At 31.3% G+C, this 25848-nt stretch carries 23 protein-coding genes; 10 read left to right on the top strand and 13 right to left on the bottom strand.

What is annotated here, in order from left to right:
* Positions 1-124 precede the first annotated feature (124 nt).
* Positions 125-337 (bottom strand): alkylphosphonate utilization protein, encoded by a 213-nt coding sequence (locus EZS29_RS10810; protein WP_130610275.1) that lies wholly within the window; start codon positions 335-337, stop codon positions 125-127.
* 251 nt (positions 338-588) lie between these two features.
* Between EZS29_RS10810 and EZS29_RS10805 the strand changes: the two genes are divergently transcribed.
* Positions 589-1224: a hypothetical protein gene (locus EZS29_RS10805; protein WP_130610272.1), complete on the top strand. Its 636-nt coding sequence runs from the start codon at positions 589-591 to the stop codon at positions 1222-1224.
* Positions 1225-1231: 7 nt separating this feature from the next.
* Here the strand turns inward: EZS29_RS10805 and EZS29_RS10800 are convergent, their stop codons facing one another.
* From EZS29_RS10800 to EZS29_RS10785, 4 genes are all read right to left on the bottom strand, one after another.
* Positions 1232-1777, bottom strand: a complete 546-nt coding sequence (locus tag EZS29_RS10800) for an SRPBCC family protein (protein ID WP_172603898.1) — start codon at positions 1775-1777, stop codon at positions 1232-1234.
* Positions 1778-2007: 230 nt separating this feature from the next.
* Positions 2008-3042, bottom strand: coding sequence for a hypothetical protein (locus EZS29_RS10795; RefSeq protein WP_130610266.1), 1035 nt, complete (start codon positions 3040-3042; stop codon positions 2008-2010).
* Between the two features lie 157 nt (positions 3043-3199).
* A complete protein-coding gene (locus EZS29_RS10790) occupies positions 3200-3469 on the bottom strand; it encodes a GIY-YIG nuclease family protein (RefSeq protein ID WP_130610263.1) in 270 nt (89 codons plus the stop codon).
* Between the two features lie 122 nt (positions 3470-3591).
* Positions 3592-4581 carry a hypothetical protein gene (locus EZS29_RS10785; protein WP_130610260.1) on the bottom strand — a complete coding sequence of 330 codons (990 nt, stop codon included), beginning with the start codon at positions 4579-4581 and terminating at the stop codon, positions 3592-3594.
* Positions 4582-5386: 805 nt separating this feature from the next.
* Between EZS29_RS10785 and EZS29_RS10780 the strand changes: the two genes are divergently transcribed.
* Together EZS29_RS10780 and EZS29_RS10775 are read left to right on the top strand one after the other, a co-directional pair.
* A complete protein-coding gene (locus EZS29_RS10780; protein ID WP_130610257.1) occupies positions 5387-5737 on the top strand; it encodes a hypothetical protein in 351 nt (116 codons plus the stop codon).
* Positions 5738-5787: 50 nt separating this feature from the next.
* Complete coding sequence (locus tag EZS29_RS10775) at positions 5788-7233, top strand: hypothetical protein (protein WP_130610254.1); 1446 nt, start codon at positions 5788-5790, stop codon at positions 7231-7233.
* A 219-nt stretch (positions 7234-7452) separates the two neighbouring features.
* On the opposite strand, the gene EZS29_RS16355 is transcribed toward EZS29_RS10775, so the two are convergent.
* Positions 7453-7605, bottom strand: a complete 153-nt coding sequence (locus EZS29_RS16355; protein ID WP_425460368.1) for a serine hydrolase — start codon at positions 7603-7605, stop codon at positions 7453-7455.
* A 41-nt stretch (positions 7606-7646) separates the two neighbouring features.
* Positions 7647-7844: a hypothetical protein gene (locus EZS29_RS10765; protein ID WP_130610248.1), complete on the bottom strand. Its 198-nt coding sequence runs from the start codon at positions 7842-7844 to the stop codon at positions 7647-7649.
* A gap of 190 nt (positions 7845-8034) precedes the next feature.
* Between EZS29_RS10765 and EZS29_RS10760 the strand changes: the two genes are divergently transcribed.
* From EZS29_RS10760 to EZS29_RS10750, 3 genes are all read left to right on the top strand, one after another.
* Positions 8035-8670, top strand: a complete 636-nt coding sequence (locus tag EZS29_RS10760; RefSeq protein ID WP_130610245.1) for a glutathione S-transferase family protein — start codon at positions 8035-8037, stop codon at positions 8668-8670.
* A gap of 119 nt (positions 8671-8789) precedes the next feature.
* On the top strand, positions 8790-9833 hold the full coding sequence (locus EZS29_RS10755) for a hypothetical protein (RefSeq protein WP_130610242.1): 1044 nt from the start codon (positions 8790-8792) through the stop codon (positions 9831-9833).
* A 71-nt stretch (positions 9834-9904) separates the two neighbouring features.
* On the top strand, positions 9905-14695 hold the full coding sequence (locus EZS29_RS10750; RefSeq protein ID WP_130610239.1) for an RHS repeat domain-containing protein: 4791 nt from the start codon (positions 9905-9907) through the stop codon (positions 14693-14695).
* Between the two features lie 30 nt (positions 14696-14725).
* Here the strand turns inward: EZS29_RS10750 and EZS29_RS10745 are convergent, their stop codons facing one another.
* The 3 genes from EZS29_RS10745 to EZS29_RS10735 all read right to left on the bottom strand — a co-directional run bounded on the left by EZS29_RS10745 (position 14726) and on the right by EZS29_RS10735 (position 18343).
* Positions 14726-16126 carry a hypothetical protein gene (locus tag EZS29_RS10745; protein ID WP_130610236.1) on the bottom strand — a complete coding sequence of 467 codons (1401 nt, stop codon included), beginning with the start codon at positions 16124-16126 and terminating at the stop codon, positions 14726-14728.
* A gap of 255 nt (positions 16127-16381) precedes the next feature.
* A complete protein-coding gene (locus tag EZS29_RS10740; RefSeq protein ID WP_130610233.1) occupies positions 16382-17473 on the bottom strand; it encodes an alkene reductase in 1092 nt (363 codons plus the stop codon).
* Positions 17474-17884: 411 nt separating this feature from the next.
* Positions 17885-18343, bottom strand: a complete 459-nt coding sequence (locus tag EZS29_RS10735) for a GNAT family N-acetyltransferase (RefSeq protein ID WP_130610230.1) — start codon at positions 18341-18343, stop codon at positions 17885-17887.
* A gap of 486 nt (positions 18344-18829) precedes the next feature.
* Here EZS29_RS10735 and EZS29_RS10730 point away from each other — a divergent pair, with 486 nt between their 5' ends.
* The 3 genes from EZS29_RS10730 to EZS29_RS10720 all read left to right on the top strand — a co-directional run bounded on the left by EZS29_RS10730 (position 18830) and on the right by EZS29_RS10720 (position 20462).
* Positions 18830-19240: a DUF805 domain-containing protein gene (locus EZS29_RS10730; protein WP_130610226.1), complete on the top strand. Its 411-nt coding sequence runs from the start codon at positions 18830-18832 to the stop codon at positions 19238-19240.
* Complete coding sequence (locus EZS29_RS10725) at positions 19227-19415, top strand: hypothetical protein (protein WP_130610222.1); 189 nt, start codon at positions 19227-19229, stop codon at positions 19413-19415. Before EZS29_RS10730 ends, EZS29_RS10725 begins: the two co-directional genes overlap by 14 nt.
* 495 nt (positions 19416-19910) lie before the next feature.
* Positions 19911-20462: a hypothetical protein gene (locus EZS29_RS10720; protein WP_130610219.1), complete on the top strand. Its 552-nt coding sequence runs from the start codon at positions 19911-19913 to the stop codon at positions 20460-20462.
* Here EZS29_RS10720 and EZS29_RS10715 read toward each other — a convergent pair whose 3' ends face one another.
* Positions 20463-21614 (bottom strand): serine hydrolase domain-containing protein, encoded by a 1152-nt coding sequence (locus EZS29_RS10715; RefSeq protein WP_130610216.1) that lies wholly within the window; start codon positions 21612-21614, stop codon positions 20463-20465.
* Between the two features lie 389 nt (positions 21615-22003).
* Here EZS29_RS10715 and EZS29_RS10710 point away from each other — a divergent pair, with 389 nt between their 5' ends.
* On the top strand, positions 22004-23155 hold the full coding sequence (locus EZS29_RS10710; RefSeq protein ID WP_130610213.1) for a serine hydrolase: 1152 nt from the start codon (positions 22004-22006) through the stop codon (positions 23153-23155).
* Positions 23156-23270: 115 nt separating this feature from the next.
* Here EZS29_RS10710 and EZS29_RS10705 read toward each other — a convergent pair whose 3' ends face one another.
* On the bottom strand, positions 23271-24371 hold the full coding sequence (locus EZS29_RS10705; RefSeq protein ID WP_130610210.1) for an alkene reductase: 1101 nt from the start codon (positions 24369-24371) through the stop codon (positions 23271-23273).
* 728 nt (positions 24372-25099) lie between these two features.
* Complete coding sequence (locus EZS29_RS10700) at positions 25100-25816, bottom strand: hypothetical protein (RefSeq protein WP_130610207.1); 717 nt, start codon at positions 25814-25816, stop codon at positions 25100-25102.
* Between the last annotated feature and the right edge of the window lie 32 nt (positions 25817-25848).

Raw genomic sequence — 25848 nt, 5'->3', positions numbered from 1 at the left:
AGCTTATTGTTATCTTTATATAAAATAAATAAATTTAAATAAAAATAATGATTGTATTGACTTATAAGATATCAAGGGATTTGTTTCGAGTCTATTTATTTTAATTTTGTCTATAATAGAATGCTTAAACTTTTTGCAACCAGCGGACTTCGAGTTTTAGTTCAACCCCATCGACACGGCATTCAATTTCTTTTTCATTGTCTTCAATAATTTTTATTTTTTTAATAACCGTTCCTCGTTTAATAACCATCGAGGAACCCTTTACTTTTAAGTCCTTGTTGGGTTTTACGGCATCACCATCGCATAAAATATTTCCACTGCTGTCTTTAACATCCATTTTAACTTCCTTTATAAATAAAATTTGCAAAACGAATATGCAAATCTAGGATGGAGTTTATCTAACAAAAAATTGTGTAAAGGTGAATCATTTATATTTGTGAGGGTTAAAAATAATTTTGACTTACAATGTCATATTTTTATGCCTATCGCTCATTTTTAAAGATTTTCCAAGCATTCATTGACAGTAAAATGTATAATATTCTATCACTATAAAGTAACTGAATTTCTATGAATCGGAAAAGGAGTGATATGAAAAAGAAAATGACAGCAATAAGCAAATTAATAATTTTAACTGCTTCGTCTTTATTATTAGCGTCTTGTATGACAATCTCAGAATTGGGAGAGCAGACTTCGTTAAGTATTGATAGAAATGTGTCACTTAATAAAATTAAAGTTATAGTCTTTCCAATTACGAGTCAGACAAATAGTAGCTTTAATAACACTTTGCTCGATGCTCAGTTTATTACAATTTGGGAAAAAAACATTGGTAAGGAGAATGTTATACCTGCTTCGTATTTATCTTTAAAAGAAAACGCCAATGCACGTGCTGCCCTCGATATTATTTATCAGTCTATTAAAGAAAATAAACCTTCGAAAATAAAAGGCACAGTTGCAGAATCCTTTATTTCAGACATTTCAAGTAAATATGGGCATTATCCAATAGCTTTTGCAATGATTTCTGCGGACAAGGATTTTTATGATTTAAATGGAAACATAACTACCCAAATGGGTCTTTTAAATCCAAATAATTATTCTTGGAAATGGATTGCAGAAAGAAAGTTTAAGAATAATTTACTCATTGTATCCTTTGAAGATGCTGTCTTGCAAAGCATTAAATCTTCTGTAAGTGATTTAAAGAAAGACAATGATGATAAATTATATTAAAGATAAATTATTTTTTTCCGGAACTTTTAGCTTCAACTATTTCTTTGAGTTGTGTTAAACCTTTTTCAAACTCGCCACCAATAACTTTATCTCTATTCATAAATACGCATGCGAGTTTATACATAAAATTCGCTTTTCCTGTCATTTCCCAAGTTACGTTTGTTTGTGTCCCTTCTTCTTTAAAAGAAAAGAGAACATCATTGACAAATGGATAAGGCTTAAACATTTCGATTTTCATGCGTACCGAGGAATTGGGTTTAGACTCTGTGATAGTTGCCTTTCCTTGGCCAACCTCTTTATTTCCATCCCAGTTCAGCATGGCACCCACACCTGTTTGATTTCCTTCAAAATTCATTTTGGCATTTGGGTCGAGTTTAGCCCAAGGATCCCATTCTGTAAATTTACGCAGATCATTCGTATATGAAAAAGGCAGTTGTGCAGAAGTGTTGACCTTAATTTCGCGGACAATGCGGAAATCAGAAGGTTGGAGTGCAACATATCCAAAAAACCCGGCAGCAATTATGATAATTATTGCTAAAACTTTAAGAAACATAAAAACCTCTCTATTTGTATCTGTTGAAAATTTTTGCGGCAGATTAGTGCATTGCAATGCCATTATTGTATGGCATTAATTCATTAAACTTTTAAGGTAACTGATTTTTTTTTATTTTAGGCAAACATTTTTTTGACTGTTTGTTTTTTTCTGCGCAATGCACTGTGAACCTCTCGTTCCCTCAAGGGAATGAGAATGATGACTCATTTATTATAATGGTTAAAAAAATCTTAAATAATAAGATTTTTCTCAATCAATGATATTAAATTTATTTTTGTTTCAATCCATTGTTTGGTGAGAATCGGTGAAGTTTCTCCTATAGAGCTGACTTTTTCTAAGAGTGGATATGTGCTTGCCTCTTGGCGGCGTAAATTTTTATCAGTTTCTACAGGTGATAAGCTTCCTTCTCCTTCAAAGGAGAGTCGGAGGTTTTTTATAATACCATCTGGAAACGTTTCTATAAGATAATTTACTACTGGATATATTGTGTTTAATGGCAGAGATTGGGCTCTGAGTAGAGCCCATTTAACCAAAACATTGAGTCCACGTAAAACATCGTATAAATAAAAACGAGGAAAACAGAGTTTAAGCCACTTGTTTTCATTGAGTTTTTCTTCAGCATTGTGTTTTGTATTTGAGCCGTGCATGACTTTACGGTCAATTAAAAATTGTCCACATTTATCAAGAAAAATAAGTTCTTCGTTTGTCCATGCTCTCTTGGTATATAACAAAATAGATTCGAAGGGAGGAATAGTTCCTACCATTGAGCTTGGGCACTCATCTTTTTGTAAATATGCAGTTTCATCGCAATTTAATCCCCCATCCGACATCTGATATTTGAGAAACCAAGGTCGAATCCATGGTAAATCTTTATCAACATTAACTCCTCTTGCGGATAAAACTTGATAAATACAGCCGAGAGCGCAGTGACATGATGATGCAAATGGCAAATAAAGATCCCCAGGATTTTCGTGTGGGTGTAGCACAAAAATCTTTATTGGCAATTTATTAAGAGCTATAATCAACTTTTCAATAATTTCGCTTGGTATTTTTTGGGTTTCACCTAATTCATGCAGCAATAGCATATGCCACCAGGGACTGTTCCATTTGGGCCAATAAGCATCGATACTTAAACTTTCTCTCGCAATATCTGAATTTAGATATTGGATCGAATTTTGAATTTCCTGTTCGAATTTTAAAATATTGAAAGAAGAAATTTTGGGGGAAGAAATAAGTAGTTCTTTAAATTGTAAAAGAGTTTGCATGATATTCACTCCTTCAAGTAATATTAAAATAGTTTTAAATCTTTATATGAAATATTAAGTTTTGTCTATAATCTAGCAACTAAACTTTAAATGTTTATTATATTTTCTTGTTTGATATAACAGTTAAAAGACATTGGTAAAATGAGAAAAAATATTTCTATTTAATTTCTATATTATTTTTGCTGAAAGCAATTAATTCAATCTTCTTCAAACGCGGCATTTTTTTGATTTCCCACTCGCGTTTAGATGCATCTGAGCGCGTTTGAAAGTTTTCATTATAAAGTATTTTTTCAGGCGCAGAGAAACGAAAAAACTTAGCCCCTTTTTTTCCACTGATATGTTCTGTAAGTCTTCGTTCTAAATCAGTTGTTATTCCTGTATATAGCTTGCCAGAAGTAGATTCAATGATATAAACAATCCATCTCAATATATTCTCTCCAATAGAAACCACTTAATATTTTGCAAAATGCAAAATACTTTTTATAGTAATATAAATATAAACTATTTATCAAGTCTTTGAGACTGATTTAAAAACGAATGAAAGCAAATTTAATCAACAAAAATTGAATTATTTTGAATAGATACTGGTAGTTTTATGTTAGCTTTTTTCAATTCGTTCTTGCTAAATACAAAAATTCCTTCTTGCAAATAAACGGGTAAAATATTTCCTAGTATTAAATTTTTATCTTTGAAAATTTTTTCTGAAACTTCTGCCGCTGCTTTCCCTTGACCTGCGCCTGTCAGAACGAGTCCCCCCATGGCCTTATTTTTTCCAACTGCGAAATCCCAAAAAGCAAACAATGGTATTGTTGCATTATCAGAAGTCCATTTAATGACATCATTAGAATCTACATTTTTTGAATTTTCATCAACTAAAGTATGGTATAATCCAAGAGCAATAGCATCATATTTTTTAGCGCTATGTAAAATTATATTTTTCCATTTATCAAATTTATCTACTAAAAAAATGTCAAATTTAACATCTGAGAAAACCACGCTTGACTTGCTTAAAAAGAAATCTTCAAAGACAATTTCAGAAGTTCGATCTTTATCAAATAGTATTAGTACATTTTTGGCTTTTGGAATAATATCTTTTATAAATAAAGCGGATCGTCTTATCAATGGTCGTTCAAGTATTCCTGTTATATATTTTGGTGTGGTTTTAAAATAAACTCTTGGATTATTATTTATTCCTAAGTAAACTGTGCGGATTTTCTTTTCTTCAACTTTAGGGCCCAAGTACTTCAAAGCGGCATCATCACCCAAAATAACAAGAGTAGGATTTATTTTTAATATAAAATCCAAGCCTTTGAGAGCCGCAGCTTCATGCTGAGATTTTGGTAGAACTTTAGTATTCATTTCAAATAAATGGATTTTATAACGTGAACCCAGTTTTTTAATTATTTCATTGGTATAATCAATGTCCCATTTGAATTTCTTACTATAACTTTCAATAACAACGATGTCCTTTTCTCCAGCAAAGACGTAATTGGATATGAGAAAGAATAGAATTATTATTTTCCAAATATATTTGATCATTTTTACCCCAAGTTGTGTAATTAATTATTTTAGGATACTTTTTTTTTACGAATATAACTAACCGTATTTTTTTGACGAAGTCTAAATATATTTTTAAAAATTAAAAAATATATGTTAATTATTATTTAATATTAATAATTTATTATCTTTTTTTATTAAAAATTGAGGATAGTAATTTATTAGGAATATAATTCTATAAAAATTCAATCCAGAAGGTTGACGGATGAATCGAAGTGCAGCTTGAAGTGAAATATATATAATTATCTTTTTAAAAATAGCTTAATATGTTTCATAAAATTTTTATTATAAGAATATATGATAATTATTTTGTTCTTATTTTAATTGCATTATTTTTATTTATAAGCGAAAAATTTGCCTTTTCTTTGAAATGTTCTTAAGAAAAACCAAAAGCAGGTTTGTTAGTGCCAATTACTAACTTGCTCGCGATTTGATGATATGTTGAAAAATATTCGCAGTGCTCTTACTTATAAAGATAAATTATATGCACTTCCATTTTATGGAGAGAGCTCAATTACATTTTATCGAAATGATTTATTATAAAAAGATGGACTTACTATGCCCAATAACCCAACCTATAATGATATTCTAAAGTTTTTACCCCTTTTGCATGATCCAAAAAAAGGAGTTTATGGCGTTTGCTTTAGAGGGGCATTGATTTGATCTCTTTCAAAATGGAAAATGTGCCATTTGGATATGCTCTTTAGCAGTACCCGTTTCTTCAAAATATCAAGCAGAGGCTGTTAAGTTTATCACTTGGGCAACGTCGCCAGAATATAATGATCTTGTGGCTAAGACAAATGATTGGCTTTCTATTTCTCCTGGAGCAAGAGCTTCTACTTATAAGAGCAAAGAATACTTAAAATTGGCGCCATATGCGCTACAAACGATCGAATGCGCAAATCAATATGGGCAAACTTTAAAACCTGTCCCCTATGGAGGAATTCAACTTATTTATATTCCGGAATTTCCTGTATTAGTGACTAAATGGAGTGAACTTTTGATAGATATAATTATAAATAAAATCATAATTAAAAAAGCCGTAAAAGAAGAACAGAGTTTTGCAGTCGAAGTGATGAGAGCATCAGGATATATCAAATCAAAAGTGTCATTTTTTAATATTTTGAATTTTCGATAAATAACTAGTAAAATAAAGTAACTAAAAATTTTATTTTACTGGGAGGTGATATGTTTAGGAAAAATGTTCGAATTTTATTGCCTGTTTTACTTTCTAATTTTTATTGTTCGTTTTCTCACGCAGAAGATGAAGTAAAGCCTTTCGAAAATAATAATGGTTATGAGCCAAGTAAACAAGAATATAATGGGCCAAAATTTAAATTAAGTTTTAATTATCCAAATAGTTCGAAACCTGCTGAGAATACGCCTTGGCGTACAAGTATAAAAAATGAACGTATCACAGTAAATAATGCTGAAATATACACAGAGGCTTTAAAAGATGCCGTAAGTAAAGATATGCGCGTCTTAATTCAGAACTATCCAGAGTGGAATGCGGATGATCGCGGTTGGTATAATGAACCTTGGTTAGGGAGAGCATATAAGAATAATTTAAAACCAAAAGAGGAAAATCCAAATCCAAAATTGCGTGAATCTATTCACGGTATGTATGTAGGGAGTGATCTATTAAATAAAAATTTATTTAAGGGTACAGGTCTAAAAAAATCTTTTACTACCTATGTTTTAACATATTATGATGAAACTGCAGCTCAGACACTTTATAAAGTCTGGGGTAGAGATGCTCAAAATGCGAATATCGATAAAGCGGCTTCACAATTTCTTGAGGGTTCTCTTATTGTAAAAGCAGCATTTACGACGGCTGGTCCAGAGATTTGGACAGCTATGAAAGGAACCCAAGCTTGGCCTCTTTATATTTCAGTGGACGCAACTAAAAATGGGAAAGCGGATGCTGTTTTACCTCCTAAGGTAACGCAAGCGTATTTTATGCAATTTGATATCATAGTTAAAGACTCAAAGTCATCGCCTAAAACAGGTTGGGTTTTTACTACACTTGTTTATGATGCAAATGCACCAGGAAAAGATGTTTGGGATAAAATGGTTCCACTTGGAGCACAATGGGGAAATGATCCAGACATAAACAGTGCAAATAATTCAAAAGCAAAGCTGCTTGAAAATTGGATCAATCCCAAAGCACCCAAATATGCAAAAATGACTTTAGGCTGGGGAGGGCGACTCTCTGGACCTAATGATGGGGCTGTTAATGATATTGTCTATCAAGATAGAAATGGAAAAAATGTTTATGCAAAAAATGCACAAAACTCGGGTTGTATGAGTTGTCATAGTTCTGCGCAGTGGGATGCAAAATCAACAATGGGAATGAATTCTTTTCTACTTCCCGCAACAGAAATGCCTGCAAAATCTGATAAAAATTTTCTTGTCTCGCCTGCTCCTGGCTCAATGGCATGGATGAAGTGGTTTCAAAGCAATCCTGGATATGTGCCAATGGACGCAGGCAGCGTCGCTTTTGATTATGATATGGTATTTACATTTAAATCTTTCCCACTATGGCTTTCTGCAAAAACGCAAAAGAAACATTTACTCTTAGGTGTTGGCCGGAGTGGAAAAAGTCTTATAAATATGAATTACAATGGGAAGTGATTACATTTTTTATCTAGCATTGTTAAAAGACACCCCCCTAAATAATGTTAGAAGCTGTCCAACATAATTAAGCCACCAAGTAATCATTATGAATATTGAATTTTTTAATAAATATTAAGCAATGTGCTATCCATATAAAATTCTCAAATAGTTTTCCATTTGTCGGCCAATTATATGTCCTTGCCAAAGAGTAAATGAATTCACTGCCAAGCTTTTTCTCTAAGACCACAGCATTTTTATCTGCCAACCTAATAAATCATTATTAACATCTGAGTCTAATTTTAAAACACCTTTATCAACAAGTTTAATAGCTATCATAGCAGATATTGGTTTTGCCATTGAGCCAAAGTTGAATATTGTATTTTCATCAATTAATAGTTTTTTTTTGCAGATTTATAGACATTTGCATATGTTCAATCAATTTTATTTTTATCGATAAGAGCAATGCTAACTGCAGGCACTTTATAGAATTCTTTTGCCTGATCAATATTCATAGGTTTGTTTTTAGCGGATACTGAAACTTTATTTGCAATAATTTCCATTTTTTCAATACAAAAGGAATTTTTTGGAAGAAATAATATCGCAAAAATAATAACAATGTTGAACTTCATAGGATCTCCTGGAAAAAATATATTTTAATTTATTTTAGGTATAAACAGAATTTATCTGTAATTGAAATATAGAGAAGGAATTCAAGTATGGCAAGATAAAATTTGATTTTTAATATTCACTATAGTAAAAATATACCTAATAAATGATTTTTTTTAAAATAGCTCGATTTGCTCAGAAAGGATTGCAAAAATGATGAAGTTTTATTTTTCAACCTCCACCTGTTCGACAGCATGTCACATTGCACTTGAAGAACTTTCCCTCGAGTACACTCCAATAGAAGTCAGTTGGAAAAGGGATCTGAATGTATCAGAGCTAAATAAATTGAATCCCTTGGGAGCCGTGCCAGTTCTTATTTCAGCGCAAGGAAAAACCTTGACTCAAAATACAGCTATACTTGAATATCTCGCAGATCAAAAACCATCAGCACAATTACTTGCTGGCAATGGAACTTGGGAGCGATCTGAAACCATGAGCTGGGTTGCTTTTGTGGCTTCGGATCTACAAAAAGCATTTACTCCATTTTTTCAAGTAAAAGATATTTCTCAATCGGAAACAGCACAAACAGAAATAAAAGACTTTGCTGCAAAAAAAATTAAAACATTCTTGGATCATATTGAGAATAATTTAGCTGGAAAAAATTATATTACAGGCAATCAATTTACTATAGCTGATGCTTATTTATTTACGATTATAGGATGGACTAAATGGGTAAAAATAAGCACTTTAGAATATAAAAATATTACAAACTATATGAAGCGTGTTTTTGATAGGCCTGCAGTACAGAGTGTTTTGAAGAAAGAGAATATGCTAGACTATTTGCAGTAGTGTTTTAATGAAGTATGTTTAGAAAAAAGTCAAAAAAATATTAATAAAAATTTTCATTATTTAAAGTTGTTCTGCTTTATGTGTGTTCCGTTAAAAAAATCATAAATTCGGAGGCTAGTATGATGAATGAAAATATATCTGGACAAAATACCACGGAGAAATTTCAGGATATTCAAAATTTGAGTTCGCTAAAATTAGGGTGGTTTAAAATTACGCCGATTGGTGAACCCAAAATGTACGCAAATGGCAATCAACAATGTAAAGTTGAAATTCAAATTGAAAAATTAATTTTTGATGAAAAAAATAGTATTTGGTTAAAACAATCTTTGACAAGTGCAGAAATAAGCAGCATAAAGATTGCGGAATTTTCATCAAATGTCTTAGCCTCTTTACCCAATGGCTGGTATAAGGATGATACAAAAAATAAATTTGATATTGGTTTTATTTCGGGAACATTCTCTGAAATGGATGAATTCGGTTTCGACGTCAATAATGATGAAAATTTTGCACAAAATTCGATAGAAGATGGATCTTTAAACGTAACTGAAAGAGCTTCTTATCAAGTTTTTACTCGTTTTCTTCGTTGTGCTTCTTCAGTTCCCATTCAACCGCAAAAGCTTATGGCGACAATAAGGCTTGACAATGGCGAAACCTATTCTACTCATTCCGTAAGTGATGAAAGTTACGTGACAATCACTCCCATCGCTCCTTATAGAATAAATGTAGGGAATCTCCTGAATCATCGCAGGGATGACGCCTATACTGCGAATGGATATGATGTCGATATTTATTACTGGCAATTACCATATAGCTTAAGAATATTAGAAGAAGTCTATTCTGGACAAGGCCATACTTCTTCGAAACTTTTGTATTTTACCGACAAAAAGCCAAAATCTAAAAGATTTATATGTGCAACCATTAAGTCTAATGTATCATACCTTACAATAAAAGATATTGTTGATTATGTAAATGATACCAGCAGTGTTAATTTAAAAGAAAATAATCAATTTATCCGTGCTTTGCGGTTCGCATTTAACAGTCACGTGAGCACAAACTACGACAATAGACTGAGCTACAATATAACAGATAATTTTGGTTGCGTTCATAAATATATTTTTAACAGCATTGAAAACTTCAACATGCTTACTATTTCAAACGGCTAAATTTCCTTTTCTATTAAATAATTTACATGAAATAGATATTTTTATTTCATGTAAAAATATATGGAGAAATCATGACAACAAATATTTATTCCAATGCGTTTAATTTTAGTTCCTATTCAAATGGTTCGGTAGATTTACGCACAGGACAATACAGTGCTGTTATTAAATTAGCTACGATTCGTTCTTCAAGTTCTTTAGAATCTTCAAGAGATATTTCGCTTACTTTTTCTATGATGAATACAAATAATGAAGGTTTTGGCAAGGGCTGGAGCCTAGGCAGAAGTGAGTATAATACAGCAAATTCAATTTTTCAGCTGTTAAGTGGCGGATCCTTTCGCTCTGAACCCATGCCCCCCGAAGGGTATTCTTTTCGCTTTAAAGATAAAAAACTAAAAGATATTGTAGTTAACAAAATTGCAAATGATCGGATTGAAATAATTTATAAAGATGGGATTATTGAAACATTACAAAGACCAAGTCCTTCAGCAAATTATAAAACCTATGAAATTATTTTTGAAAATGGAGAAATATATAGATTTTATTACACTCCCAATGAGCAATTGCAAAGAATTTCTAATGTTCAAGCAAATAAAGATATCCTTAATTTAGAGTATTCGAGTAATTTAGTACAAAAATCACATACACTGGTTGAAAATAATAAAAAATCAACTATTGCATATTCTTATCAGAATAATTTACTGATGACTGTGTCTGTGCCTTACGATGCTTCAGTAAATCAGCCGAATCTGAATTCTTCCAATAAATATGAATACCAAACATTTTCTACCAGTGGTTTTACTGCAATAAGAAGAATAACAAACCCTCTGGGTGGACAAGAATTTATCTCCTATCGAGAAAATGGGCATAACTTTGATAATAATACATACATTCCATATGTGAGTCAGTGGGAAAATAATCCTGCGGCAGGCCAGCCAAGCTCCGTGAAAATATATAGCTATAGTCAAGGACAAAACTTTTTAGGTTATCCTTTTTCAGGAGGTGGGTTTCTGCCTTATGAAGATAATCTTTACTTAAAAGTAGGAACTTATGACTATTGGACGGAAGAAAAAACCATAGAACCAAATAATGAAACTATTGTTTATGGATCCATTAAAACAACCTATAACAAATTTCATTTATTAAAAGAAGAAATATTACAGAGAGGGCATGCTCAAACTACAAAAGAAATCACTTACAATGAAATTGCGGGGCGGCTTTTTCCAGAGCAACCCGCCAATTTACAAAATCCCAAAAAAATTGTTACCCGTTATAAACTTCTGAGCTCGGGAGCTTCGCGGGAAGAAACAACTTTTATTGAAACCGATGATTATGGTAACACACTGTCACAAATTGAAAACTCGGGAATTAAATATCAATATATTTATTATCCACAAGGAGGAGAAGGAAACAATTGTCCGCCCGATCCTTTTAAGGCTTTTAGTCGTTTTCTAAAACAAGAAATGATTATACCGGTAAATAATGATGGACCGACAAAAACAACAAATCATACATATACAAAGTTGATGATAAATGGAACAAAAGGATACTTTGTAGTTCGCAATAAAGAAGTTGTAAATAATATTGTAACTACAGAATTTATTTATAATGATATGAAAGACAACTTATCTTTGCATGGCAGACTGAAAACATCTATTTTGCGTATGAATAACCAAACCTCGACAACTCAGTTTTCTTATAGTTTATATGGAGATAACTTAACAGAGACAAGAAGAGTCTCAGTGAGTGATGGGACTTGGTCTGAGACCTCTCGCCAATTATCTCAAGTGACAAATCGATTGTATGCGATTCAAAGAGCAGATAGAGCATCTACTATTACTATGGGGTATGATATTCTTGGTCGTGTGATATCTGAAATTGTTTCTCCTGGAACAGCTTACGAAGCCAAACGTTTTTATTCCTATCAATTTGCCTCTGCAAATGAACCCGCAAAACTTATTTCTACCGATGCAATGGGCAAGAGAACTGTGACTCGTTACGATGGATTGGGTCGTCCTGTTTCCATGGCTGAGTTACAAAGTAATAATTCAGAAAAAATTGTTAAAACTCTGCATTACAATCGATTGGATCAATTGACTGAAGAAGTTATTATAGATAATTTCAATGCGCGCGATGTCAGATTGTCTACACAATATAGTTATAATTCCTGGGGTAAACTCAGCCAAATAAGAAATCCCGACGGATCCGTTTTTATTTCTGAAGAAAATCCTCTAGAAAATACCAAAACAGAAGGGGCTCTTGGAGGGAACAGAACAGAAACACGCTTTAATAAATTTGGACAAGTCGAAAGCGTAACAGAAATTGGCACAAATAATGAAAGATTACAAACTCAAATTCGTACATATGATGGCTTAGGAAGAAGCAAATCTGATAAAGATATAAATGGTCACACTGTTTATTATACTTATGATATTTTTGATAGACTGATTCAAGCACATACCATTCCAGCAAATAACAGCGCACCTGCCCGTACAATTAAATCTGAATTTGCAGAGTATACCACTTCTTCACTCGCAAAAACGGTAAGCGTAGATAATAAAGTTGTTGGTGCACGCACATACGATGGTATTGGAAGATTGATGTCTGAAAATAAAGGAGGAGGGCAAACGTCACGCTTTGAATATTCAGCAGGTTCTTTTCTCCCTTCAGCTTCTCTTTCACCACGTGGTTATAGGAAAAATTTAATTTATAACCTTGAGCTTTCTGCATTGAGTCGTTTTGAAATTGAAAATCAAACTACCAATTTTGACTATCATTCTATTTCTGGAAATATGACAAAGGCACAGAATTTGCATTCAACTCGTAATATTCAATATGATGATTGGCAACGTCCAAGTAAAGAAATATTTAGTATTGACGGGAGAAACTATGAATCTGGATTTGTTTATTCACCAGCAGGGCGATTGTTACGTTACGATTCCTCTTTGGGTGATACAGAAAATCGTGTTTATGATAACTATGGTCGGCTAGAAAAAATAAGTGCGAATCATTTTAATGTATTTTGTTATTACGACAATTTAGGGCGCATGAATAGAGTGACTGTTCATGAAGGTCATTTTCAAGTTGAAACCACTCTTTCTTTTGATAATTTTGGGCGCGAAGCCAGTCGGAGTCTGAGACGTGATGGGGCTTTATTGCAAACAATTTCTCTCTCTTATTACCCAAATGGTCAAATATCACAGAAAAAAATTGGTGATGCTCGGGGCAATATATTATGTGATGAAGTTTTTTATTATGATGCATATCGACGACTGATTTCTTATCAATGCAATGGAATAGAATATCCACTTGATTCGCATGGCCGTAAAATAAAGAAACAAGATTTTACTTTTGATTCTTTAGATAATATAACGCGTGTTGTCACGCAATTTCTAGATAATAGCGAAAATATATGCACACGTACTTTTAGTCAGGCAAACCCTTCTCAGCTTGTGCAGGTTTCCTTTTCCAATCCAAACAGTCAACATGTTTTGCAATACGATGCTTCTGGAAATCTTTTAACCGATCATAAGGGACATGGATTTCAATATGATGGTCTTGAACGGATGATTTCTACTTCACTTGCAGGAAATAAACTCTGTGAATATCAGTATGATGCAGAAGGACGTCAAATTGGTCAGAGAGTCGCGAATCAAGATCCTCTATATTTGCATTATTTAAATAATCAACTTATCGGCGAGACACAAGGTAACAGTAAGTTACGTTACCTGAGTGATAATAATAAAATATTGGGTAGGAAAATTGAACAGTCTGGTGAGTTCATTTCAGAATTAAATATTTTGGATGATGCAGGGAGTGTTAAGAAAGTTTTATCGACAAATTCAGCGGATAATTCTTTAAGAATTTATACTCCGTACGGTGAATGCAACAATGACCAAGATGATCCTTCGGTGCCTCTTATCAAACGCCATAACATTGGATTCAATGGATCGAGACTCGATCCGATTGCGAATGTGTATCATCTAGGGAATGGTCAACGTGCCTATAGTCCGGAATTAATGGTTTTTCTTTCGCCAGATCCATTGAGCCCCTTTGGTAAAGGTGGATTGAATTCGTATTCATATTGCAACGGTGATCCGATTAATAATCAAGATCCAAGTGGATTGTTTTGGAGTATGTTTAAAAAAGTACTTGGTCTAGCTGTGAGTTTGGTTATTTTAGGTATTGCCATTGCTGCAGCTGTGCCAACGGGAGGGGCTTCTCTTTCAATTCTTGCTGTGGTGGGTGCGATTGGCGCAGGACTTGGGGTTGTCGCCTCGACATTGGATGTGGCAGCTGAAGGTGTTTCTATGGTTGATAAAAAACATGGTTCGGACAACTCGAAGCATATTCGCAATCTAAATATTGCTGCATTTTCGTTTGGAGTGGCTTCGGCAGTCTTATCGGTGGGAAGCAGTGCGAAAGGTATTGCAAAAACGGCACTTGGACGGACAAAAGTATACGATTTAAATAGAATTGCGAAAGTTGATTTATATCGCTCTGGGAATTTACCCGCTTCTTTTTCAATGTCATATGCAAAAACTGCTTATACTTCTGTGAAATTAGGGATTCCTCATATTGGAACAATCATGCGCTATGGACCGCTTGTCAAACAGGTAGTTTCTTCTGCATATAAAATTCAAGATCTTACAAGCAGAGGATTAAATCTTTTTTCTGATTTTTCTGCAAACTCTCAAAATGAGTCAAATTCATTCGCAAGTGGTTCTGCAGAAGGGCATATGAGCCCAATAAATGGATTTTCAGATATTATTGAGCGCAATTTGAATTTTTCGGATGAACTTGAACAGCAAGCTTCTATCATTCGTTCTTCAGCTGCAAATGATTTATATTCAACCTCAATATGAATTTGCAAGAGGGATTAAAATCCCTCTTTTTCAAAAAGGTTGAATATATAATGAAATAGGTGAATTCACATAATCTTCTTTATTAAATTCATTGTTTAAGATTGAAAATACATTGTTAATTTTATCATAGGCTTCTTTGTCGAGTGACTCAAAGCCTTGTCTGATATAAGCTTTGCCTTTTTTTCTGTCATAATACCCCATGACATCTGCCCAATCAATACCACCTGGTACGGCAAATTCTGACTCGCCAAAATCATAATATCTAACACCACCTTCTACATACATAACATAAAACCAGTTTCTAGTGGCAGACTCATGGTAATTTAACAAAAATCTGGGTGACGCCGTTGTAGAAATAAATCCTGTGTATGTATAGTCTTTGCGAACATGTTGTTCAAGATTTAATTGATTGTTTAAATATTTGTAAAGTGAATATTTAATTTCGGTAACATCCATTTTTTCAATCTCATCATTACTAAGATCACTTAATGGAGGGATATATGGTAGTATATTGCTATATGAATTGAGTTCAAGCGATACTTTTTCAAGATCATAATCATTTCCAGTTAGACTTATATACTTATTTAACAAAAGTTCTATTTTCGCAACATTAGGCTTCACATTCATTGTTCCATAGGGCCAAAAGCCACCTAAATCTTGAATGCCACAATTCATTTTATCTTTTCTCTTATTAAATTTTCTGCAAAGTTTATTTTTATATGGAACATGCGGAGCTCGGTCATCGACTCTAAAAGTATAACCGCTTGTTCTTGAATAATCATAATCTGTATTTATATTACCCTCAAAGACTTGAGGGTTTCCAAAAGAATGATTGGGATAATTAAAGTTACCTGAGTGATTTTTTGCAAATGCGCTTGGTATGATATCATTTGGAAAGTTTTCATCCAATTGAGCATTTGCATTGAGTTCCATATTTATAAAATCTTTACCCAATTTTGAAAGCGAAATTCTACCTTCAGATGATTCCTTACCCCAACCATTCAAATTAAAAATATACGTTTCTTCTCTTGAATCTATAGAGTAATTCACAATTAATTGAGCTGTTTCGTTATGTATTGATTTTGGTTTAAAAAAAATGGGGATACTGCAATAATCTTGAGGATTAATTATGTGCCTACAATTTGCTTCATTTTCATCGCTTTTTAGACTAAAACTATTTTGAATATCATTTGTGATTTTAAAAGAAGAGATTGTTATAGGTATTGAATTTTTACTTCTTAAATGGAATGTTCTCGTAAATCCATTTTCAATTAATATCTCACCAAAATTTCCAGATAAATTTTCTATAGTTATTTCTGCTATTGGCGAAATATTTTCAGGTATTATTTCTCTAGAAAATGCATTGATATTCCAAGATGATATAGCAATTAAACTCGCAAGAACAGGTAAGTTTTTTTTAAAATATTTCATTTAAGAATCTTTCTGTAATAATATTTATTTTTATTTATAATAAAAATATTTGACAAACATATTTCAACTTTTACGTTAAACAATAAAAAAAATAATTTGTCAAATATTGTAAAAAATAATAAAAAAATAAATAATACAAAAAGTTAATTCTAAATGACCTTAATTATTAATAAAATATCTCTCAATTTTTAGAATAAAAATCCAAAAAAATAATCCGCGATGGAAAATAAAATATATTAATAGCTACTAATTTTATTATTCCGTATAACCTATTTTATCGACTTCATAATAACCCTCTTTTGGCAATGGCTCCGCTAAATCAAATAAATATTTATGTTCATTATAAAAATACTGTGGATTAAACGGATTTAATTTTTCACCTGTTTTAAATTTATGCACTAAGTCAGGATTTGCTATAGATGACGTGCCAAAAGCAATAGCATCTGCAACTCCATTTTGAATCGCAGTTTCTCCTGAATCTTTAGTAAAACCTTCATTTAAAATAAACGCACCTGAGAAAAGTTTTTTTAATTTAGGAGAGATACTATCTTTTGCCGTATATTCACGCGCACATATAAAAGCAAGGTTGCGTTTTGATAATTCTGAGACAAAGTAACTAAATGTTTCGAGTGGATTGTTATCGTTCACATCGAGCAAATCGCCCCTTGGTGAAATATGATATCCAACACGACCTGCACCCCAGATATCAATCACCGCATCGACTGCTTCTAAAGGAAATCTGGCTCTATTCTCTATTGAACCACCATATTGATCTGTTCTCTTGTTTGAGTTTGATTGTAAAAACTGATCTAATAAATACCCATTTGCTCCATGCAATTCGACTCCATCAAAACCCGCCTTTTTAGCATTTTCTGCTGCAGTTCTGAAGCTTTCGACCACTTGTTTTATTTCTTCAACAGTCAATGCGTGAGGTGTCTCATAGAATTTTTCTGGGCGGACTAAAGATACTGTTTGCTTAGGTGCAATGGCACTGGGTGCAAGAGGGGCTTGCCCATTAAAAATAGGATCGGAAACTCTTCCCACGTGCCATAATTGCAGAACGATTGTTCCATCTTTTTCATGGACGGCATCTGTTATTTTTCTCCAGGCTTTCACTTGATCTTCGTTCCATATACCAGGGGTTCTTGGAAAGCCAACGCCAGACATATCAATTGAAGTTGCTTCTGTAATAAGCAGACCAAATGAAGCTCTTTGACAATAATATTTTTCAATCAAATCGTTTGGAACTCTTTGATAATTGGCTCGACAGCGTGTGAGTGGAGCTAAAATAATTCGATTTTTTAGTGATAAATCACCTATTTTGATAGGTTCAAATAAAATTGACATAAATAATTCCTTCTAAGTCTTTGTATTTCAGCAACGAAAATAAATTTATCGTGCGAATAGCATTTGTATATCAAATATTTTTAAATCTCGATTGTTATTTGAATAATATTTAATAGACTTCCTTATGAAAAAAGTAATTATGATAAAAAAAGATAGAGAAATATTTTTTCGAATAAGTAGTTAATATATCATAGTTTTTTTGATATAATTAAATTAATACTTGAATAAGCTATATATTGTTAAAAATAATAAATAATTTTATCTATAATATTAAGATTATTTATAAATAAAGATTCATATGGTAGGATTTTTTTTCATGTTATTTATGAATTCAAAATGACAGCTTTGTATTTCCCTGCCAAGTAAAGTCAAAATGAGTTCAGAAATAATTTTTGGTAATATTAACATTTTTTAATTAAGCAATTCCGATTTATAGATATTTGGCCGAACAATATGCCAGACAAAGTTATCTTTATTTACTGGTAAGTATCCTGTTTTTTGATAAAGCCAAGAGGCGTCAGATGTTACAAGCATAATTCGTCTCAGCTTTTTTAAGGAAGAATGCTCTAAGCAGCACTCCATTAACCATCTTCCGAGGCCGTGTCCTTGAAAATCGGGAGAAATAAATACATCACAAAGATAAGCAAAGGTTGTATAATCTGTCACAAAGCGAGAAAAACCCACGGGCTGAATATTTTTATACAATCCGAAACAGAGGCTGTTCTCTATGGATTCGCTGACAGTCTCAAGCGATATACCTTCAGCCCAGCTCGTTGTTGTGAGGAATGAATGTATAAATGCAATATCCAATTTTTTTTTGTCGGTCGAAATTAAGTACTCATCCCGAGTCCATTGCACATTCTTCTGCATATTATAATCCTGCTGTTACTATTATGTTAGACGATCATTTTCTAAACAATTGCGTTTTGAATGTAGAGAAAAATTATTTTAAATGTAAAGTGTAGATTATGATAAAATGAAAAAAAGTCAAATCGACAGTGAGATAGAGTTTTAAGCATTTTAAAATATAATAAAGAGTTTTTGAGTGCTGCAGATTATTTAATAGTGGTTATGGGTGAAATTTTTATAAAATTTTTATATGTGATTAAGGATTTATATTATTCGTGTTATTAATATTTCGATATTTTTATAAAATAATTTAACTTCAAATATGTGTCATGTTTACAGATATAATTAACAGGGTTACTATAACTTAGATTTGCTTTTCAAGTCGTAGATAAAATTAGAGAATATAGCTTTAAATGAGAGTTCTACGAAAAATATTTTCAATAAGTGGACTAAAATAAAATATTTATTTATAAAAAGAAAATTAATAATTATTCATTAGGAGATATTATGAATTTTATTGAAGCTATTAAAATTTGTTTAAAAAAATATGCTAGTATTAAAGGCAGGGCAAGCATCTCTGAATTTTGGTATTTTATCTTATTCTATTATGCAATTATTTTTATCCCCATTTTATTAGTTCTGATAATAGGTAAAAATGAGCGTGATATTTTACTTATACTTATTTTTTCAGTAGTAGGAGCTTTTGGCTTACTTCCTCCTTATATTTCTGTATCAGTGAGAAGATTGCATGATATGAATAAAAGTGGTTGGTGGTACTTTGTTTATTTAATTCCTTATATTGGTTTTTTCATTTTTATTATTATGAGTTCCCTTCCAGGCACAAAAGGTAAGAATAGATATGATTCTGTTGAGAATGAGTCTATAAATGTGGATAAGAATTTAATTGAAAAACAATGATTTATTTTTTAGATCAAATAAAAACTCTCCAGACGGTCAAGATAGAAAAGACGGTGCCTTTAAAATTTTTAGCAAAGGTCAAGATGGTGGTAACGGTGGAGATGGAGGGAGTAGTATATCAGGCAAAATTAGATTAAATTTTCCGACAAAAAAATATTTAAAGCTCAAGGGTTAACGCTTAAATATAATAATTTAATATTTTAATTAATGATTTTTTGTAGATATTTTTTTTATTAAATTATCATCTTGATAAAATCATATTGTTCTCAAATTATAAATATTGAATAATTTATCGTGAAGATTTGTATTTGTGGATTCTTTTGTGAGAGAAGTATCACTCATTACAGTTTCCTTATGTCTAAGAAACTATCATGATTTCTAAGTGGTTTAATAGCAGGGTAAAAAAAAATAAAATATAGATTAATAATGTTAAAATTTTATTTGGTTAACATATTGACAATGTTTATATTGTAAATTATCTAAAGCTTGTTCTTTACATGCGATCAAAGTTTTGTAAAAAATGAGCGATTTAATTTTTAAAATAAAATTTTATAATATTTAAGTTTTTTAATTTCTAATATTTATTTTTTATGACATTTAATATTATATTCATCCTTTTTTAAAATACTCAGACATAAAATTTTTACATAAATAGAAGGAGATAAACATTATGAAAAAATTATATCTAAAATCGATTGTCCTTGCACTTTTATTACCTACTATGAATGCATATTCATTTTCTAGATTAAATCCTCCAAATGGTTCCAGAAATTATTTAATAGATAAATCTAAATATTCAACAAATGATTCGAATGAAATAACACAGGAAACGAACTGCTCAAGTGTTCATGTGTGGTATACATTAAATAATAAAGATATGAATTACGGTTGGTTTATTCAAATCTCACGATTGTATGAAGATAATGTAAATTTTTTAGATGAATCATGCAATCAAATTGATATTAATAACAAGTTTGAAATACCTCCAAATAGAACAAGAAAAGTAGGTATGGAAGTTACAACAGAAAAATCATTTAACTCCATTTATTCTTTCACTGCGGTTAGAAATGATGGGGCATTAGCTCTTGTACCTAACCATAAATATGCTTGTATATTTGTAATTTCAGCTTATGGACCTGGACAATTGAATCGTATGGATTGGAGGCAGAACAATGCGGACTGCGTAGTCAGTAATCTTGGCACTCATTACGATCTTAAATAATCAGAATATGCTCTCAAACTTCGAGTCATTGGTAGCCAATTTCCAGAAATTAAATCCATTTCGCGATGCAAATTTTGATTCTTGATTAGTTAAAATGATTATTCCAAGATCTTTTGAAGGGATAAATCCAATAAATGATTTTATCCCATTAATATATCCTGGATGGTAAATTAAATCTTTATCTTTCTTGTTTTTCTCTTTTAGAACTCGCCACCCGAGAGCATAATATGACTCAAGTTTTCTTTTTTCATCAGGTGAGACTATGTTCAGTTTAAAAACTTTTTTGTTTAAAATAACGGGTCTCGTCATACGCTCTGCTGTCGCTTTTGATATGAGATTTGGTTTATAACCAAAAGCAAGCTTATATACTTCAATCATTCCATTAATTGAAGCAAAAATACCTGCAGAAGCTGGCGTTATTTTGGGATAATAAGGAGGAAATGGTTGTGGAATAAATTTATTTTTTCCGGCAATCTTAACTTTCTTGTGTGGATAAGCAATATTTTTTGTGATATCTTTTTTTAATAATTTTATTTCTTGAGTGTTTAATGATTTATTTAGATTTTGTATGAGAAAATTTAAATTTAATTTTTTTAAATTTAGAGCTTCTTCAATCAAGCTAAATGTAGCATTGCTATAAAGAAAACAATTTCCAGGCTTACAATTCGGCTTTTTTGTTTTTAAAATATTTAAAAGTTTAGCACGACTGATTCCCTGTTCTATTTGGTTATTCCCTGAAAAATGATAACCTGTAGAATGACTTAATATATTTGTAAAATTTACAGGATTTTTAAGGTAAGGCAATTTAAATTTTTTATCAAGATTTATTTTACCTTGTTCCACCATCAAAGCTATTGAAGTTGCAGAAACTGTTTTAGATAATGATGCTAAAGGAAATAATGTACTGTATGTGATGGGTTTCTTATTTCCTTTTTGGAAACCAGAAGTTGTTTTATAAATAACATTACCTTTATATAAGATAGCTAAAGCAAAACCTTGTTGTTGATTTTTCTCTGATTCAATATCATTGATGAAGCTTTGAATTTTAGATCTTATTTCTTTATTTTTTTTCGTTTGTGAAAAAGTTTTTTGATTGTAAAATGCATTGATTATTAATGCAGTATTAATTAATAATTTGAAAAATTTATTCATAATTTTCTCTTTTATTTACTTTGAACAGTGGAATGGACTGTTGTAAATGTTTTATAGGATTATTCAGCTAGATAAAATAATATTAAAATGCATAAAAAACGCTCAGATATTAGTTTTTTTCTACTTGCCCATTACTATGCGTTTAGCCAAGTTACCTTTAAATTTATTACAGCCTCTTCAGTTTCATTGCAACAAATTACTTTTTCTTTAAAAAAAATTTGAACTTATTTCTTGCAAAAAAATGAGTCTCCTTTTATAAGGAACTCCTTATATAGAATTATTTTTTCCTATAAATTAAGTGATTTATATGGGATAATATTTTATAATTCTCAGAATAGGGAATTAGATTTTTGTGCACTAAATTAAATAATTATAATGGAAGGTAATTTATGATTAAATTTAAAAATTTTATGCTTATTAGTTTTATTTTTTTAATACCAAAGGAGTCTTACGCATTATCAAATAAAAAAATTGATGAATTAGCGCATGAATTTATGGAGAAAAATAAAGTTGATGGTATGTCAATAGCAGTTTTAAATAAAAATGAATCACTTATTTTTAATTACGGATTTTCTAATAAAACAGAAAAAATTCCTACAAATAGTGATACAATCTATACAATTGCATCTTTTACAAAAACAGTTACAGCAACCATAGCTGCAATTGCCTCTGTTGAACAAAAATTGAATTTAGACGATCCTTTTATTAAGTATTTTCCTGAGTTAAAAAATGAAAAAAATCTAAATAAAATTACTTCAAGTCATTTGCTTGGCCACGTATCCTCATTACCTTTTGATTTTGACCCACGTCCAAAAACTTATACTTCTCTTGTGAATGATTTACAACAATTCAAAGTTCAGAAGGCTGTTGGAAGCGAATATAGCTATTCGAATGCAAGTATAGGAACAGTTGGTTATGTTTTACAAAATGTTTATGCAAAAGATTATCAAGAGATTTTAGAAGATAAAATTTTAAGACCATTAAATATGACTTCTACCTACTTAAATGTGCCAAAAGAAAAGGAAAAGTATATTGCATTAGGGCATGATAAAAATAATAATATTGTACCATATAGTAGAAGTATAGAAATATGGTTTGCAGCGGCATCATTGAAATCCACAATTTCTGATATGGCAAAATATTTAAATTCTCATATCAATTATGTTTCAATTAATGATAAAGTACTTTCTAAAGCTATTCCTTTAGTGCATGAAAATAAATATTGCTTTATTGATAAAATTTCCTGTGAACAACTTGCTTGGCAAGCTCATACTCTATCAGAATTAGAAAAATCGACAGGCGATACATATTTCACTCATTTTGACAAAAATGGGAATCCAGTATTCGATAAAATAAAAATAATTGAAAATAAATCCTTTGAAAAAAATAAAATATTTATAGATAAAACTGGATCTGGCTACGGAATGTCAAGTTATATGGCATATATACCAGAAGAAAAAATAGGTGTTGTCATTCTTATAAATAAATCTATTGGTGATGAAAGAATTAGACTTGGGCGTGATATTTTGAAAGATTTCTAGGAGATTATCTGAAAAGATTTATTTTTAAATAAATATTATTCTTTAATAAAATCATAATTCTATTAATTATCTTTTAAGGTTTAAATTAAATCATGACCAAATTGAATAGATCTTTTTAATGGATATATTCTGTATACCCCATTTTATCCGCTTCATAATAACCTTCTTTTGGCAAAGATTCTGCTAAGTCAAATAAGTATTTATGTTCATTATAAAACTGTTTTGGATTGGGTTGTTTTAATTTTTCACCCATTTTAAATTTTTGCAGCAAATCTGGATTTGGAATAGATATTTTCCCAAAAGCGATGGCATCGGCATGGCCATTTTGTATTGCATTTTCTCCAGATTCTTTAGTAAACCCTTCATTTAAAATAAATTTACCAGAGAAAAGACTTTTTAAGTTAGGTGCTAAACTATCTTTTGCTTCATATTCACGTGCACATATAAAAGCAATATTTCGCTTTGATAACTGTGAAACAAGGTAACTAAAAGTTGCGAGTGGGTTTTCATCACCCATATCATGCGCATCACACCTCGGTGCAATGTGATAACCGACTCGACCTGCTCCCCAGACATCAATAACGGCATCTACGACTTCTAATGGAAATTTCGCTCTATTTTCTATTGACCCACCATATTGATCTCTTCGAATATTTGATTTTGATTGCAAAAATTGATCTAGTAAATATCCATTTGCACCATGCAATTCTACTCCGTCAAAGCCAGCTCTTTTCGCATTCTTTGCAGCATTTCTGTAGATCTCGACCAACTGTTTTATCTCTTCTATAGTAACTGCTCGGGGAGTGTCGAATTTTTTTTCAGGACGAATTAAAGAAATTTTGAGATTTGCTCCAATGGCACTTGGTCCAATAGGAGCTTGTCCTATATAATATGGATCGGAAATTCTCCCAACATGCCACAATTGAATAACAATGGTTCCGCCTTTTTCATGCACAGCATCTGTGATATTTCTCCAAGCTTTCACTTGATCTTCACTCCAAATACCAGGAGTTCTAGGGTAACCAACGCCGAGAGGATCAACTGAAGTCGCTTCTGTGATAATCATGCCAAATGATGCCCTTTGGCAATAATATTTTTTCATCAGGTCATTTGGCACTCTTTGATAATTCGCACGACAACGTGTGAGGGGCGCTAAAATAATTCGATTGTTTAATGACAAATCACCCATTTTAATCGGTTCGAATAAAGTAGACATAGAGTTCTCCTCATTTTGCTTTATATTTTTACATTGAAAAAATCAGATCGAGTTACGATTTTTATATATCATATTAAAATGTTGTTTGAGTATCTTGAAAATAATTATATGAGTACGCTATATGGTTGAGCAAATTTTTTTAAAAGAATATGAGACATATTTTTTATCATGTGATTAAATAATTATAGTTTAGAATGAGAATTTCAACTTGAGATGCGAATGCAGTTTTGTTAAAGAAAAGCATTTTTTTATTTTTAATAAAAAACTTGAAAAAATTTTTTTCACTATACGTTTAGAATATATATTCTGAATATAAATAGGAGAAAAAATGAAAATAGAGACAAATATTAAAATACATGCACACGTTGGATATCGTTGGTTATTTCGTGGTGAACATTATTTTTGATTAACAGATATCGGAGATGGAACGACTGAATTTATCTATGGAGAGATTTTCACAGGGTGGCTAGTTCCTATATTTAGTTTCTTTGCTGGTAAGAAAACAGCCAATGGATTTAATTTAATGAAGAGCAATTTGAAAAATATTTTGGAAGAGAAAATTATGAGTAATTGATTGCGAGAAAATGTTTCTAATTATTACTGTGAGTTTCGAATTTTATTGTTTTTATTAAATAGCTTGTGTTTACAATGAACCCCGATTAAGTTGACATTCGATAATTATGAAAAATTAAATAAAAAATCCCTACTTTCGTAGGGATTTTTTATATTCACGGTTTTTTTGAGTCTCTTATTGAAAAACTGTTTCTGTCTATAACAAAATGTCCATTTTCAGTGGTAATAGTTGTAGGAGAATCCATATCCCAACCCATTTTGAACTCCTGATTAGGACAAATATAATTAAGATTTAATTTTTTATTTGTAACCATTATGGAGGCAGAATCCCTGAAGTGCCAAGTACCACCATACGTATATACTGAAAAAGGGTTACAACAATCACCTCCACCTCCACTGCAACCACCACCACCTCCTTCTGCTGCTGCCAAACAACATAAACCTAAACATGCTGCTGCAGCACCTACAGTCAAAGTTGAGCAAACAGCACAAGCACTCGTAGCAAGGAGATTCGAACACAATGAAGAAGACGCATTTAGATATAACGGTTCATTTATTTTAGGGTTTTTATTGGTACATTTTTCAATAAAATTGGAACATGTTTGCGCTAAATCTGCGATAGATTTTAACTCAGGATTGTCATAAGCATAAAAATACTTATAGTTTTTTTCATTAATTTTAACATTTTTATCGAAAAATACTTTTTTACGTTTTAATTGATATTTTCCACGGGAATTTGTTTTAAAATTGTCAATTTTGTTAACAAATATTGTTCTTTTTTGTTCATCTGTACAATAGATAACATGAGCATTTACTTGGCTATTTAATAATAAAATTGGAAGAATATATCCAACTTTTTTTGTGATATTCATATATATTTCCATAAATTTAAAAAAGAATATTT

The sequence above is a fragment of the Fluviispira sanaruensis genome, from assembly GCF_004295685.1.
GTDB lineage: Bacteria > Bdellovibrionota_B > Oligoflexia > Silvanigrellales > Silvanigrellaceae > Silvanigrella > Silvanigrella sanaruensis.
Note: the sequence above shows the minus strand (reverse complement) of the source record. Positions and strands in the feature narration are given on the sequence as shown.